Source organism: Variovorax sp. DXTD-1, from assembly GCF_003984625.1.
Classification (GTDB): Bacteria; Pseudomonadota; Gammaproteobacteria; order Burkholderiales; family Burkholderiaceae_C; genus Variovorax.
In genome coordinates this window covers 139658-152487 of the sequence record NZ_RWKH01000002.1, presented here as the reverse complement: position 1 = coordinate 152487, position 12830 = coordinate 139658, and the positions used below count along the sequence as shown (strand labels likewise).

General features: G+C 58.1%; 12 protein-coding genes. 5 read left to right on the top strand and 7 right to left on the bottom strand.

Annotated elements, in window-relative coordinates; genetic code table 11:
- Positions 1-19 precede the first annotated feature (19 nt).
- Together EJI00_RS02740 and EJI00_RS02735 are read right to left on the bottom strand one after the other, a co-directional pair.
- The gene (locus EJI00_RS02740; RefSeq protein ID WP_126745928.1) at positions 20-490 is read right to left on the bottom strand and encodes a hypothetical protein; all 471 of its coding nucleotides are present in this window, start codon (positions 488-490) and stop codon (positions 20-22) included.
- A gap of 151 nt (positions 491-641) precedes the next feature.
- Complete coding sequence (locus EJI00_RS02735) at positions 642-1526, bottom strand: competence protein CoiA family protein (RefSeq protein ID WP_126745927.1); 885 nt, start codon at positions 1524-1526, stop codon at positions 642-644.
- Positions 1527-1585: 59 nt separating this feature from the next.
- Here EJI00_RS02735 and EJI00_RS02730 point away from each other — a divergent pair, with 59 nt between their 5' ends.
- Positions 1586-2515, top strand: coding sequence for a hypothetical protein (locus EJI00_RS02730; RefSeq protein WP_126745926.1), 930 nt, complete (start codon positions 1586-1588; stop codon positions 2513-2515).
- Between the two features lie 219 nt (positions 2516-2734).
- On the opposite strand, the gene EJI00_RS02725 is transcribed toward EJI00_RS02730, so the two are convergent.
- The 3 genes from EJI00_RS02725 to EJI00_RS02715 all read right to left on the bottom strand — a co-directional run bounded on the left by EJI00_RS02725 (position 2735) and on the right by EJI00_RS02715 (position 6395).
- Positions 2735-5059 carry a phage/plasmid primase, P4 family gene (locus EJI00_RS02725; RefSeq protein WP_126745925.1) on the bottom strand — a complete coding sequence of 775 codons (2325 nt, stop codon included), beginning with the start codon at positions 5057-5059 and terminating at the stop codon, positions 2735-2737.
- Positions 5056-5487, bottom strand: coding sequence for a helix-turn-helix transcriptional regulator (locus EJI00_RS25310; RefSeq protein ID WP_260590431.1), 432 nt, complete (start codon positions 5485-5487; stop codon positions 5056-5058). Before EJI00_RS25310 ends, EJI00_RS02725 begins: the two co-directional genes overlap by 4 nt.
- 125 nt (positions 5488-5612) lie before the next feature.
- Positions 5613-6395: a hypothetical protein gene (locus EJI00_RS02715; RefSeq protein WP_126745924.1), complete on the bottom strand. Its 783-nt coding sequence runs from the start codon at positions 6393-6395 to the stop codon at positions 5613-5615.
- Between the two features lie 653 nt (positions 6396-7048).
- On the opposite strand from EJI00_RS02715, the gene EJI00_RS02710 reads away from it, so the two are divergent.
- Complete coding sequence (locus EJI00_RS02710; RefSeq protein ID WP_126745923.1) at positions 7049-7882, top strand: hypothetical protein; 834 nt, start codon at positions 7049-7051, stop codon at positions 7880-7882.
- 67 nt (positions 7883-7949) lie between these two features.
- Entirely contained in the window at positions 7950-8273 is a 324-nt protein-coding gene (locus tag EJI00_RS02705; RefSeq protein ID WP_126745922.1) for a hypothetical protein, read from the top strand.
- Here EJI00_RS02705 and EJI00_RS02700 read toward each other — a convergent pair.
- On the bottom strand, positions 8266-9189 hold the full coding sequence (locus tag EJI00_RS02700; protein ID WP_126745921.1) for an OST-HTH/LOTUS domain-containing protein: 924 nt from the start codon (positions 9187-9189) through the stop codon (positions 8266-8268). The genes EJI00_RS02705 and EJI00_RS02700 overlap by 8 nt on opposite strands.
- A 316-nt stretch (positions 9190-9505) precedes the next feature.
- On the opposite strand from EJI00_RS02700, the gene EJI00_RS02695 reads away from it, so the two are divergent.
- Positions 9506-10636: a hypothetical protein gene (locus EJI00_RS02695; protein ID WP_126745920.1), complete on the top strand. Its 1131-nt coding sequence runs from the start codon at positions 9506-9508 to the stop codon at positions 10634-10636.
- A gap of 53 nt (positions 10637-10689) precedes the next feature.
- Complete coding sequence (locus EJI00_RS02690; RefSeq protein ID WP_185868044.1) at positions 10690-11409, top strand: GNAT family N-acetyltransferase; 720 nt, start codon at positions 10690-10692, stop codon at positions 11407-11409.
- 51 nt (positions 11410-11460) lie between these two features.
- On the opposite strand, the gene EJI00_RS02685 is transcribed toward EJI00_RS02690, so the two are convergent.
- Positions 11461-12399 carry a hypothetical protein gene (locus EJI00_RS02685; RefSeq protein WP_126745918.1) on the bottom strand — a complete coding sequence of 313 codons (939 nt, stop codon included), beginning with the start codon at positions 12397-12399 and terminating at the stop codon, positions 11461-11463.
- Positions 12400-12830: the final 431 nt, after the last annotated feature.

Sequence of the window (12830 nt, the reverse complement as noted above, 5' to 3'; positions counted from 1 at the left end):
ATTGGATGGCGTTGCCTGATTAAGCCTTCCCGGGTACGAAGTGACCAATCTCGTGAAGGCGGCAGATCACCCAAGCTCTGAGGTCCTGCAGAAAGTCCTGGTGAACTGGCACGGTGAGCTGGCGGGATTCATCAGGTGAATCTCCCATGCGGATCTCAATCTGGCCTTCACCAAAAGGGGTCACATAAAGATGCCCAATACGCTTCAGGCGGGTAGGCTCATGTTCTTCGGGCGCATAGAAGACCCATTCCAGAGCCGAAGGCACCGGACTGCTTGGCCTCCAAAAAATTGGCCGTTGCCGCGTAACCAAGTTGATGGATGCGCCCGGCACACGGATCTCGCCATTTGCCACTACAAAAGGTTGAGCGTCTAAATCGTGTGCCCCCGATTCAGCCCCCTGAACGGCCTCGCACAGTTTGGATGAGAGCGCAGCGAGGCGCTGCAAGGCAGCATAGGTGTGAGTTGAGAGGGATTGGTCGATGGTGGTCATCGGTCCATGATACGGCTGATCCTCCCGCGAATCGACCTTCAGTCTGTCGTCCGCAATACCCGCCTCAAGCATGTTCGGTCTAGGCCATCTGCGAGTGCGAGTGCGAGTGCGAGTGCGGGGGCGGGCTGTTGGTTGCGTCTTACGGACTGTTCTACCACCAGGGCGGTAAGCCGTCGTGCCAGATACGGCATGCCGGGACTTCCTTGCGCTCGTTTTCTGGAGTGAATGAGCCACGGCCTTCGGCGGAGAAGTCGCGGCACAGGTCGAGGTCTTGGCCGTATGTAGGAGTCTTGATGATCTTGTACGCTAGATCGAATCCGCCTGCGGACTGTTCTTCACCATCATCGAACCACTGTCGGTACTCGATGTGCCGACTGGCGGGCCCGTAGTGAACGGGCTTAACGGTGAGGCCCTGACCGGCCCACCAGTAATAGGTCCGTCCAAAGTACATGCTGTGCAGATACCGCTCATACAGTCGAGGTCTGAAGGGCACGTCGCCAAGCGGCTCATGGAGAGGAACGATCCAAATCAGCGCAATGCCGCGCTTCGCATAGTCGGTCGTGCGTTGAACGATGCGTGGGATGGTCAACGCGCTGACCTGCACCTCGATGGCAACGCGGGTTTCTCCGACGCGGCCACTGATGTCCGGAACGAGTGCTTTGATCTTGTGTTCTGTGTTTTCTCGAATGAGACGTTCCACTGCCCACTTGCCCTCCGGAAAACGAGCTTGCATCAGGCTGCAAATCTCCGAGGTGCAGGCATCGTGAAGCACTTTCTCTTTTGGTCCAAGGACCGGACTGAGCCGTGCCTTGTGCGCGAAATGATCTACCTTCTGTGCACACTTGCGGAGCACCGCATCCGAAAAACAGGTCGGACAGTAAAAAGGCCCGTCTACCTTGTAGGCCGTCTCCGCAGCCCATTCTTCGTGCGTGTGCAGGTTCTTCGCAATGCCTCGGAATAGGCCGTAGCAACCGACTTCTTCGGCCTCCTGCCGCCGACTGTCGGAATCGATGCTTCGTTCGTCGTCCAGTGCCATGCCTCGTTTATAGCCGTACTTGCAAAAATCGACGCTTTGCGCCGGGTAGACTTGCCGATATGAGCCTTCTCAAACGTATTCAAGACAGCACTCTGGACAAAGACTGTGATGTTGCGACGCTGCTTCGGCAGTGCAAAGTCTTCGGGGCACAAGTGGCATCTGCGGAATTGGTTGACTGGGTTGGTTGTGAACTCAATGGCTATGACGATTCCGACGAGTTGCCCGACTACAGGCGAATTCGCACCACGTCGAAAGGGCATTTCTCAGGCCCCTTCGGGAGTGGGCTGAGAAATGCGGATATTCCCATTCACTGCCTGCCCGAAAAGTTTCGGGAAAAGTTTCGATACGCGACGATCTCGCAAGGTGTAAGTTCTATTCAGGCGACAATCGCGAGCGCAGAGGGATCATCGACATTGACCCTGCCGTGGCCTTCAGAAGCAATCGCGCTCTTTGGTGAAGACATGTATGAGAACATGCATTGCGTTCAAGCATGGAAGCTGCTTTCTGTCGGCGCGATGAAGGGAATTCTGGATGCGGTGAAAACCCGCGTGCTCGATTTCACTCTCGAATTGCAACGTCTTCATCCTGAACTCATGTCTGCCGAAAATCCCGACCCCAAACTCGCCTCCCCGCAGGAGTTGAAGCAGACCTTCAACACGACGATCTACGGTTCAGTGGGGGCAATAGCGAATGCCAGCCACCACGTATCGCAGCATGTTGTGATCGGCCAGGGCGACAAGGCGGCTCTTGACAAGGAACTGGTCTCTCATGGTGTACCGGTAAGCGACATTGCGAAGTTGCACGAGGCCATCACACAAGATTCCGCAGAGGGTGCTGCGCCGAATTCCGGCCTCGGTCCGAAAGTTAAGCAGTGGCTGGGCGCTGCGGTTTTGAAGGTGGCGTCAGGGCTTTGGACGACCTCGCTAGAAACTGCGGGGAAGGTACTTCCTCCGTTGGTCGCGGGCTATATTGGCGTCGAGCTCAAATAGACATGGCATGAGCGCCAATCGGCGTCCTGCTTCCTGCGAAGAATACTCGAGAAGAACTTAGAGGATTCAGCCGCGAGATCTGCGACAGGCATGGGGTTGCGCAGGCCATTGCGCGGCCTACCGAGGGGCTGTGCGATGTCGATGGTCGGGGATGGAATAGGGCCGGCCCCCGCCCTGGTCGGCATTGCACCAACCGAGCGGGGCATGTTTACCTGCTCCTTAGCCGTTCTGTCGGCCCGGGATCGGGGTCACGAGGCGAAGGCCCTCGAAGAAGCTGCCGCTGCTGCGGCGCTTGTGTGCGAAATCCTTCTTCTCCATGCGCTGCGGAAACTCCTTGTTCGAAAGCGGCTTGTGCTTGGCCCCCCGGGTGTACCGGGCGTAGCTGTCGTAAGCATCACCGGCGCGAATGCGGCCATCGGCATCGGACCGGCAGCATTCGTCGATCCACGCCTGCACTGAGTCAGCGCTGGCCTTCAGGGTCTTGCGGCAATCGCGCACGGCCTTGCATTCGCCCAAGCCTTCGCGTGCGTACTCGGCGGCACCGCGCAGCAGCCATATCAGGATGCCCGGGTGCTCTTTCTCCAGCTTGGCCTCCAAGTCGGTGTCGGCGTTCTTGCCGCGGAAGTTGGCCGTGAACGGCAACGGCACCAGGCGGCGCCACATCGCCTGGTCACCGGCCTCAATTTCGGGCATCTTGTTCGTCGACAGCCACAACTTGCCGGGAGGGGTGAACGTCACCAGCTCGCCGTAGTTGGGGCGAGCCGACAACTGGTCGCCACCCGCGAATTGCTTCACGAAGGCCTCGTCCAGACCACCACCGGACAACTCCGTGCACGCCACGAACCGTGCCCGTTGCAGCGGCGCCAGCGCCGGGCTCGGCGAATTGGGGTTGCCCGAGTACGCCCGCGACAGCACGTTCGGCGCGATCGCGTGCGCGTACTGGTCCAGCACCGCCTTGATCGTGCGCATCAGCACGCCCTTGCCGTTGCCGCCCGGGCCGATCACCAAGAAGAAGATCTGTTCTTTCGCGTGCCCGAACAGTGAATAGCCCAGAAGGCGCCGCAAGTACCGCGCGAATTCCTTGTCATCGCAAACCACTCCCCGGATGAACCCGTCCCACAGCGGGCAGGTGGCCGTCGGGTCGTAGGCCACCGGGGCGCGGAACGACATGCCATCGGCGGGAGTGGCCGCACGCCAGTGGCCAGTGTGCAGGTTGACCACGCCATCCTTGACAGCCAGCAGGTCGGGGTTGCTGTCGAAGGTGCTGGCGTCGATGAGCATGCCCGGTAGCAGCTCTGCGTGCTTCACGATGGCTCTCAGCCCGGTGGCCGTGCCGAAACTGCGCAGCCCGTCGGCCAGGCCGCCGCCGCGCGCCAGCTTCAGCGTTGCCACCATTTCGCGCGCCGCCATCTGGGGGCGGTGTGTACTCGGCTCCCAGATCGTGCCGTCGAACGCAAACCATTGGACCGCCTTGGGGTCGTAGCGCAGCGTGTCACTGTGCAACTGGCAGAACTGCTCGGCCAGCGACGCTTCGTCGAAGCCGCGCTTCTCGTCGGGCGCTTGTTCTTGTTCCAGCTTCGCAAGATGGAACAGCGTGCCCAGCGTCACGCCGCCACCCAGCTTGAAGGCCTTCCAGGTGCTGCGCTGGGTTTCGGGATCGTGCTTGGTCGACTTGCGGGACCAGTCGTCCCAGACAGGGAATCCGGCTTCCAAGGCGTCCCAGCTATGCAGGGCCATGCCGACACGCATCCAGGTATTGCGGTCGTCAGCCGGGATTACGGCCAACGCAGCGACGATGCGTTCGCGTTCCAGCTTGTGCCGGACGCTGGCATCGGGCGGTGGCGCCAGGGGGATGCTGGTCGCGGAAGGCGGCGTATCTTCGTTGGCCGCGTTCGCTTTCATTGCGCCCAACTTCTTCAACGTCTCGGCGTCAAGCTTCAGACCCAATCCGTCGATGAGTGTCCGCAGCGCCAGCGGCTTGGGATTCTTCGCCATGTACACGATCTCCGCTGGCTTCGTGTCGGGGTACTTCGGGTTGAATGTTCCCGCCATGCGCATGGCACGGCCAATGTCGCTCACACTGATGTCGGTGCCGAAGCGCGCGGCCAGGGCCTTCTGCACGAAGGGGAAGGCCCAAACTGGGCAATCGGCAACCAGCCAGTACGCATGGAACTTGTTCTTCGAGCTGCGCACAATCAAATGCGGCGGCACGCGGAGGGCAAGCAGATCCTTCCTCGTCAGGTCGCCCTTGTCTTTGTCGATGAAGACGGCGTTGACCTTGAAGAAGTTGTCCTTGACGCGCTTGCCCTTGCGGCTGCTGTTGATCGCCATGCACACGCTCAGTCCATCGGCGTTGGCTTCGACGATGTGCTTGTCGAACTCCTTGGTCAATCGACCGTAGTGCGTCTGTGCGGTCTTGACCTCGCCCTTGTCGAAGACTGCGTAGTGCGCCGGGTCCTTGCCATGGAAGAACTGCTTGAACTTGCTGCGCGAGCCCTTGACTTCGGGATCGAGCAGCACTTTGTGACGGGATGCTCGGCTCATGCGTGCGCACCTCGCATGCCTTGAGTGTTCTGGTCGAAGGCCTTTTGCTTTTCGATGCGGGCATCACGCTCACGGATGCGGGCTTCGAGCCAAGCGATAACCTCGGCCTCGACCCAGCCGACCGTGCGCGGGCCGCTAGGAACGGGGGCGGGGAAGTCGCCCGCATCCACGCGATTTGCGAGGGTGGACTTGCTCCAGCCGGTGAGGGCCAGGACCTTGGGTCGGCGCATGAGGGCTAGAGACTTTGCTTCGAGGACGAGGTCCATCACTCGCTCATCGCGCGATGCCATCGGTGGCGGCACCGGGCGAAGCGGGGGCTGGGGAGATTGCATTGCGTGCTGCAAGTCTTGCGCAGGCGACATCGCCTGCAGCAGCGTCTGGGGAGAGGACATCGCGTGCGGCGACGTCGTTGGGTAGGGCAATGCCATTGGGGTTCCTTGGGTTTTGAAAACCAGCAAAGTGCTGGAAACCCGGAGCCTGAGTTCTGGCCCTCAAAAAGAGGAACGGAGCCTCCTGGGCTCCGTTTGACAGCAACGCTTCAATATGCTTGGTTTTATTCGTAGTCGCCGCTCAGCGCCAGTCGCAGCTGTGTTTTGATCGCATCCAATTTCAGACCGGTCACCTTGAGGTCCTTGGCCATCACGTCGGCAATGCCACCCATCGTCTTGGCGGTCAGGGTTCCATACTTATCGACCACCAGTTGAACAAAAAGCGTCTGCATGTTTTGATTCATCAGAGCCGCAATGGTTTTTGCCTGATCGCGCTTGGCTTTCTTGTTTTCCGGAATCTCATCATGCGCGCTCGAAGGAAGGGGGATGTGCTTGACCGATTTTTCCAGTTCATGTACTTCTTCCGGAATATCTTCTTTGTATTTTTCGCGCAGCACTTCAAAAGCACTGACAACATCCAAGTACCGATTATCCAAAAGGGTGTCGGCGTCAGTTCCGGGATAGTAGGGGAGCGAAAGCGCCAAGCCAGTTTCAGGGTGGGTGGTGAGTCTTCCCTTCAAAAATCGAATGCGACGCTTGTAATCGTTATTGAATTTCTTGTCATTTTCCTTCAACGAATCGCGCAAATCGCTAAAAGGAAGGCGGCCCAAGCTGATCATCACAATGACCCACATCTTCATGCACCGCAGGCCGTGAAAATTGACAAGCCGAAGGCTGAAGTCATCGCGCATCTTTTTCTGCGCCGCCTCCTTGGCGTCGGCTTTTGAGGCTGACTGATCTGACGAAGCCTTCTTTTCTTTATTCTCCTTGTCCTCTTTGTCTATATTTTTGGCGGCCGAAACCTTCTTTTGATTAACCGAGGTTTCAAGGCTGGTGTCTTTTTTCATTGTTGATTGTTGAGATTGGGAAAGCGCTACTTGAGAGAAGTCGTGCGCTAGGATCGATAAAACGGAAGTTTTTATAGAGTCGTTTTTTACGATAGGGGTGATGATGTATGTGCTCTTCTGATTGCGTCTGCCTCCCTTTCCCGAGGAGAGGTGGGGGAACCCGTGTGGTGTGTAGGCAGTGTAGGCTTTTTTTGTAATTCTTTAAAAAGCATACAACCCTAGCCTAGGCTGCCCCAACACCTCCAAGTTGCCTACACTGCCTACATACCTCTACATCGGGGTGAGAGGGAGGAAAGGGGGATCAGATCAACGGTAGACGAGGTGCTGTGGTGTGTCTCGAATGCCCAGAATCTCTGTGTTTTTGACCCATTTTCAGTGTTTCCTCGGTGCTCTCAGTTATTCATCAGATAGATCAGTTTCATCTTGATTGCGTGTGTTGTGGAGGTTCTGTCGGTTGTCGTTTGGCAGTTGTAGGATCAAGACTGTCAGGTGGTAGCCGAGCATGAGGATCGATTGTCCTCAGAGAGTGATGGATCGATGATTGGCCAAAGGAATTTGGCCTGATTTTATCTATTTGCATCAGCGTTGTTCTATTTTTCGGTCGATCTTCGTGATCATCTGTCCTATCTATTTCGATCCAAAGGGAGTCTTAAGTGCTTGTCGCATCGATATTGAATGAATTAGAGGCTCATCCGCGAGCGCTTGATGCTCAAAGCGATCGATCAACTGACCATGCGGGCGATGGGTCGATCCATATCTTTGATGATCCAGCCAATGATCAAATAAAGAATTTGCATCTGTGGCAGGGCATGGCCGATGTAGGTGGCAGCTTGTTTGCTGCTGCAAAGCCCGTTATTCCTGCACGTTTGCTCAAAGAGTCAGTTCAAGAGTTGCTGTTGTCGACAGCGCGGCTTGTTGTCATGGGTGAATACAGGCTGCGTCCACCCGATGACTATTTCGTGAAGATCGGTAGCCCTATTCCGAGGCCCGCCAATCCGACTGGGCCAGATGCCTGCGGCATTGAATTGAGTTTGATGTTCTGCCGAGGCTATCCGCAGGCCTTTCCGGGGCGTGAGCCTGTTCGCTCAAATTCGCATCTGACGATTGAGTTTTCGGCATGGGGCCGGCGAGAGCGATTAGCATTGCTCCACTTGGTGGCCGATCATCGGCGGTTGGTCGAACGCCTGCTGGAGGTGCCGGGCCTGCAAGTAACGACCGCTACTGGTGTGGCGCAATCAAAAGGGGAGCGCGCTGGCGCGGCTTTCGAATGTCTGAGCCGCTACGCTGAAGTCGAAAGCGACGATGAGAACCACATTTCCATCTTCAAGGAATTTCCTGCGGATGCGACGGAGCAGGAGTTGTTGACGGCGCTGGTGCCGCTCTCGATCTTGTACGACGCGTGTTACGGCTACTGCAAACCCCGGAAGGCCAAAGGCCGCCTGTTTGCCTATGCGGCAAGCTTGGCAGGCAAGATAGGGGCCTCGTAGGGCAGGTAGGGGAGCCTGAACCCTACCTGCATCACCCTCCTCGAATACATCGCACAGGATTTTCGCAATGAGCGAATCGACGCCATTGGAGCCGTTGCCGCGTGTCGGAACCGATGTCGACGAGCAGGTTCTGAAGATCGTTCGCTACACGGTCGCCGCGCGGCGTGAGGCCGACGATCCACTGTCATCGCCAGCCGTGCGTATGCTGGCGATGAGCATCGGGAACTGCGATGACCACCATCAAACGCCAGATCCATATGGTTTTGCGCGGACAATCCTGCCTTTCTGGCATTGGACCAACCCGTCACAAGGCCCGCTTCAGGCTTTGATTTCTTTGGATCAGACGGTCGGACATAGCTGGCGTTGGCATCCGCGCCAGATGATCAGTTGATATCGCTGGACTGTAGTGGCTTCGTGAGGCTCTGGAATTCCGTGCGGCCTGGGCGCTCTGCTGAGCCTTGGTCACGGCGGATTTTGAACTGCTTGGATTCGTGCAGCACCTGCCGCCACGTCGTACAGCCATAGCGCTTGAGTGCCTGCTCAGGATGCATGAGGTTCATTCGCTCTATGACCTGGCCGAGGTCTGCCCACCCGTCGACGGCCAGCACCGTTTCGGCCGTGCGCAAGTGCCGCACGATGCCGCAGGTCGGCCAGTCGACAGTCCCGTCCGGGCGGATGCCATCAAACAGCAAGTCGGTATATGCGGGGCTTGCCATGAATGCTCCCATTGCGCTGCGAGCTTGATCCATGGTGATCGCCCATTGGCGCAACTCGGCGTAGTGGCTGTCGACCTTCGCCATCCCAGCGTCGAGGTACGCGTCCGCGTGATGGCACCCAGCTTCAGACCAGATGTCGAATCGTTCGAGGAAGTGATGCACGAGCTCGTTGCGCAGCGCGACGAGTTCTTTCAGTCCCGCCACGACGCGTTCGTAGTCTTCCGGCTGTAGTGCCATCCGTGTCTGCATGCGAAACCAGATACGCTGGGAGTCGGCTGGGCCCCACTCGGGCTCGACCGTATCGGGCGGCTCCGGCTGCAGGTAAGTCCCGGTCAGTTCGGCGACCAACTGTCCGAGCGTCATGCGCGAGACGACCTCACCGCGCTTCTGTCGGATGGCCATCAGTTCATCGGAGGGGCCGGCGATCTCGAAATCAATGGCCAACGCCTTCATCAAGCGTTCGTACTGCTGAAGACGGATCAGACAGCGCCCGAGTTTGCGCTGGACCTCGCGCTGCAGTGTCGAAACTGGATCAATTGGCCTTTGCTCGACGGCCAAGCCTTGTCCTTGAATCTGTAGTTCGATGCTCATGCCCTCTTTCATGAGTTTGCCCGCAGGTCTCGGCCACAGTTTAGACGAGCTCTCGCGGTGGACTGTTTTCAACTAGCCATCACCTCTTGGCTGTTCTTCGGCCCAGGTCGAGGGCGAAGTGAACGGGGCCCCAAGAGTCGCGCTTTTGGGAGACTCTTTTCTCAGTTTCTCCTATACTGGACATCGGCATCCGGCCCAACCTGTCCTCGGGTTAAATCGGAAAGAAAGTCACCCATTCGCTTTGCCTATCCGCATTCCGTCGGAGGCCGGCGCGTAATCGAGGAACGCTGGTCTTACCTATGACAGGAGTGCCTTCATGGCCCAATCTACCTCTGCTGCGCGCGCGAGTCTTCGCGCATCTCCTATTCCGGGTACTCTCGCTTTTGTCGAGCCCGCGCCCGATATCGCACTGCGAGCCCTAAAGAACCGGCTGCAGGCGCGCTTCCCCAATGTACGTTCCGCGCACCTGAGCGAAGCCATCGCGACTTCGCTTGGCTTTAAAACGCATGCGGCACTTCAGGCCGACCCGCCGGCATTGATGCGGGCACTCGAATTCGACATGTTCGAGCTGCTCGAACTCAAGCGCCGCTTGGTGGAGCTTGGTTATCCGGTTCAACACGACCTCACGCTCGGCCCCGTCCTGAACTCCCCGGCCCCTTCCACACGCTATCTCGAATCGATTGCCGAGCTGCGCCAACTTGAGAAGGCTCCTGACCGCGTGTGGGACCGCATCTATGCATTGCGCGCCTGGTGCGCTGCCGAATTCTCTTCAGCCTTCGACCTCGGCCATGGCGAAACAGAGGACAGGCACATGGTGAAGCGCTGGAGCATCGGCGTTGACCATGGTGCATGCCTACCGGGGTGGGGCCGTAGCCTCAAGAACCAGCGAGGCGGCCAAGTGGATTTCCCTGGCTCTGACCATCGCAGAAAGTTCTACGAGTCGCTTCCGCTCACCAGGAAGGTCAAGCCTGAATGGGCGGAATATTGCAGCGCGATGGTGTCAATGCCCTATGTCGGAAATGACGGCCTTCCGCCGAAGTTCGCCGAAGCGGCGCACATGGCCGGCTGCATCGGCTGGACGTGCAGCGTGCATAGTGAATGGTCGTGGTACCAGAACGGCAGGACTGCTCTCGTTCTGTTCAAACGCACCACCACGGCGGACAGCATCCGCCAACAATGGGCTGGCTCGTTCAAGCGCTGGCTGCTCGAAAACCAGTCCCGGTTGAAGCGGGGCGCATCGATGCGCAAGAATGTCGTCGAAGACATCATTGACTGCAACCACCTGCCGTTCTATCTGAAGAACTTCCCAGACTGTCGCGAGCGCTACCTCAAAGAGTTCGTGCCGAAGCTCTACGCTGGCCTCGACCCGGAGATGGCGAGAGTGTTCGAGCGCTTGATGACCAAGTGGGCCGAGGAGTGGCCTCGCCAAGAAGGCCTACGACCATGAGCGCTGTCCAGCCACGCCTCTGCCCCCATGCACGCCGGTCAACGGACGCGGACATGCGCTTCATCAAGGCCTGGCTTGAAGCGCAAGAAAACGACGAAGTGCACGGCACCTTCTTGTGCAATTGGAACCTGACCGTTGAGGCTCACGAGGCCGGCAAGCTTCTTGTCTACGTTGACGAAAAGTCACAGGAGGTTGTCGCATACCAGTGGGGAGCCTTGGTACATCCCGGCATCCTTGAGGTCCGCAACGACATGCGCGGTCAAGGTATTGGCAAGGCTTTGGTTGCGCATCGGCTGGCGGAGGCTGCCGAAGCGGGGCATGACATCCTTCGCATTCAATGCACGCCGCGCTCTTCCATTCCCTTCTGGGAAAGCATGGGCTTTGAAGTACAGAAAAACGGCGATGTCGGCATGCAGAACGTCTACGCCTTCAGACTGATGCCCAGGACGCTTGAGGTGCCTGACGAAGGCGAACGAGTACAGGTGATCATGGAGTGGTATCCGGAAATGCGGGACTGGAAGCCTGAGACGCCTGCCGAGCGTACTCAGGTCATAGCCGGGGTGCGTGAAGGAGGAATGATCTACTTGTCTGAGCGCGCACTCTGTCCCAACAAAGTAGTTGGTCAGGATGCGGTGCTGCGGGTGACTGTTGACGGCGAAGAGTGGCTCTGCGGAAAAGCAAAGCACGAACGGGCCGCGGATTTCGGCGTGGAACACTGCCCCAACGGATTCTTCCTGGACTTTCTCTGGCCCGAAGGCCTCCTGGCGAGCTAGCGAAGATCGAACAACCGGTCCATCAGCGATGAAGGAGTTTCGCCGCGCGGCCTACTGCACCGAAGAAATCCAGATCATGTGCGGATGCCCCAGTTCCAATCCGAGGACTGGGTCAGGAAGGCCGACATGCCGGTCGAACGTCCCGAGCACATGGACTTGTACCGGTCTCGTCCAGACCGGCGTGTTGGCATAGCCAAGCAACTGCTTTTGCAGCGCGGCTCCCGCTGCACCCTGAGCCAGGCACGGGGTCGTCGGAATCCACACGCAAAGTTCAGGGCCGCCCATTTGCCTTTCGTGGAGCATGACGTCAAATCCATCTGGGTATGCCACAACCTCGCGAGCGGTGCCGACGAATATCTTCATGTGGCCGCGCGGGACGTTGGGGTCGTAGTCCAAGGGATGAAATGCGCTGAAGAATGTGCCACCTGAATTCCACGACGCCGCCAATGACTGAGTCTTGCGGCTCGCAAGGTTCATGCTGTGCCAGCCTCGTGCGAATTTTTCGACCGTCTGCGATTGAGACTCGGATGTTCCGGAGCCACTTCCATTGCGGTTCCTCGATCCAGTACCGGATTGCCCACCGACTTGAGGATTGGGCCCCGCCCCACCCGGCGCAGATGGCGCGGCGGTCACGCGCGGATCGACCCATCGTGTCGGCCACATGTCCCGATTCGGGTTTGCGGGAATCTTGCCTTCGCCAGCACTTACTCTGGTGGAGTCATCGGGTGCAGGCTCTCGGTTGCAGGTGTGAGGGTGATTTGGATCGCGCCTCCGGAAACTAGACGAGGGGGTGATCTTTCGGCCGACCTTGAAAGGTTCGATGATCACCGCGCTGACCGGCACGCCGCAATCCGCACAGACAAACGTGAGCGCGTTGTTGGCATCATGGGATGTCTTGAAATGCTTCTCGACCAGGCTGATCGAGATCAGATCGTCGACAAATCTGGCTGCAGCAGGAAATGGGGACTTCAGGCGTGCTTCTTCGTGCATGAATCGGGTAAGCGGGATGTTGATGCCATCATGCTAAGCAGCATTTCGATTTCGTCTCCATTTTTTTGCGCTCGACAACTGCCACACAGCAGTCGCAGGCCCAATGCCATTCCGCCGAGATGAATCACTCGCCGCCAAACGCGGCCAATCGTTCATTGTTTGGTTAACACACCCTTATCGACATATTGCCGCCGTAGCTTCGGCTCGCGTTTGTTGAGACGCTGGAGGCGCGATTCCCGCCGCCGCCGACCTCGCTGCCTTTACGGCGGAGATCAAAGGCCGATTGAATCCAATACCTAAGTATTAGTCGAAAGAATTGTTGAGATTTGCGGACGCTTCATTCGTGATGTTGTGCGCAGGCTGACATGCGGCGTCCCTTCATTTACGCCTTTCGTACCCTGACAATCTAGACTCGACGCGTTTTGATACAA

Excerpts from the sequence above, each read along its gene's own strand:
- EJI00_RS02690 (WP_185868044.1), top strand. The coding sequence starts at position 10,690 with ATGCGCTTCATCAAGGCCTGGCTTGAAGCGCAAGAAAACGACGAAGTG.
- EJI00_RS02730 (WP_126745926.1), top strand. The coding sequence starts at position 1,586 with ATGAGCCTTCTCAAACGTATTCAAGACAGCACTCTGGACAAAGACTGT.
- EJI00_RS02740 (WP_126745928.1), bottom strand. The coding sequence starts at position 490 with ATGACCACCATCGACCAATCCCTCTCAACTCACACCTATGCTGCCTTG.
- EJI00_RS02705 (WP_126745922.1), top strand. The coding sequence starts at position 7,950 with ATGAGCGAATCGACGCCATTGGAGCCGTTGCCGCGTGTCGGAACCGAT.
- EJI00_RS02695 (WP_126745920.1), top strand. The coding sequence starts at position 9,506 with ATGGCCCAATCTACCTCTGCTGCGCGCGCGAGTCTTCGCGCATCTCCT.
- EJI00_RS02725 (WP_126745925.1), bottom strand. The coding sequence starts at position 5,059 with ATGAGCCGAGCATCCCGTCACAAAGTGCTGCTCGATCCCGAAGTCAAG.
- EJI00_RS02735 (WP_126745927.1), bottom strand. The coding sequence starts at position 1,526 with ATGGCACTGGACGACGAACGAAGCATCGATTCCGACAGTCGGCGGCAG.
- EJI00_RS02715 (WP_126745924.1), bottom strand. The coding sequence starts at position 6,395 with ATGAAAAAAGACACCAGCCTTGAAACCTCGGTTAATCAAAAGAAGGTT.
- EJI00_RS25310 (WP_260590431.1), bottom strand. The coding sequence starts at position 5,487 with ATGGCATTGCCCTACCCAACGACGTCGCCGCACGCGATGTCCTCTCCC.
- EJI00_RS02700 (WP_126745921.1), bottom strand. The coding sequence starts at position 9,189 with ATGAGCATCGAACTACAGATTCAAGGACAAGGCTTGGCCGTCGAGCAA.
- EJI00_RS02685 (WP_126745918.1), bottom strand. The coding sequence starts at position 12,399 with ATGCACGAAGAAGCACGCCTGAAGTCCCCATTTCCTGCTGCAGCCAGA.